The organism is Anaerococcus lactolyticus ATCC 51172 (assembly GCF_000156575.1).
In the GTDB taxonomy this organism is placed as follows: Bacteria; Bacillota; Clostridia; order Tissierellales; family Peptoniphilaceae; genus Anaerococcus; species Anaerococcus lactolyticus.
Genome location: NZ_GG666075.1, coordinates 1 through 722, shown reverse-complemented (window position 1 = coordinate 722; position 722 = coordinate 1). Strand labels below are relative to the sequence as shown.

General features: G+C 33.1%; 2 protein-coding genes. Both read left to right on the top strand.

Annotated elements, in window-relative coordinates; all coding sequences use genetic code 11:
• Positions 1-59: 59 nt before the first annotated feature.
• Positions 60-164 carry a hypothetical protein gene (locus tag HMPREF0072_RS12725; RefSeq protein WP_369073165.1) on the top strand — a complete coding sequence of 35 codons (105 nt, stop codon included), beginning with the start codon at positions 60-62 and terminating at the stop codon, positions 162-164.
• Positions 134-655 (top strand): group II intron maturase-specific domain-containing protein, encoded by a 522-nt coding sequence (locus HMPREF0072_RS12045; RefSeq protein WP_169303268.1) that lies wholly within the window; start codon positions 134-136, stop codon positions 653-655. Before HMPREF0072_RS12725 ends, HMPREF0072_RS12045 begins: the two co-directional genes overlap by 31 nt.
• The last annotated feature ends 67 nt before the right edge of the window (positions 656-722 follow it).

The window sequence follows — 722 nt, the reverse complement described above, 5'->3', positions numbered from 1 at the left end:
TAGACAAAGAACTAGAAGCAAGAAAACTTAGGTATACAAGATATGCAGACGATTGTTTAATATTTGTAAAAAGTAAAGCAGCAGCCACAAGAGTAATGCACTCAATAACAAGATTCATAGAAAATAAACTAGGATTAAAAGTAAATGCAGAAAAAAGAAAATAACAAGACCAAACAAAATAAAATATCTTGGATTTGGCTACTGGAAAGACAACAAAACAAATCAATGGAAAGCACGAGTCCATGAAACATCATTTAAAAGATTCAAAGATAAAATAAAGACTCTAACCACAAGAAAATGGTCAGTTTCTTTTGATTACAGAATAAAGAAAATAAATGAAGTAACAAGAGGTTGGATAAACTACTTTAAAATAGCAAGCATGAAAAGTAAACTAAAAGGTTTCAGCGAGCATTTAAGAACCAGACTAAGAATAATATGTTGGAAAATGTGGAAAGTACCAAAGAAAAGACAATGGGCGTTAAGAAAAATGGGAGTAGTAAAAGACCTAGCAAGATTAACATCCTATTGTGGAAACAGATACTACTTTGTAGCAACAAAAACCTGCTTAGTAAGAGCAATCACAAAAGAAAGATTAAGTAAAACAAGCTTAATTGACCCTTATGACTACTACATAAGCAGGACATGTGTAAATTAAATTGAACCGCCGTATGCCGAACGCACGTACGGTGGTGTGAAAGGGGCTAGATCTTAGCCCCTATTCG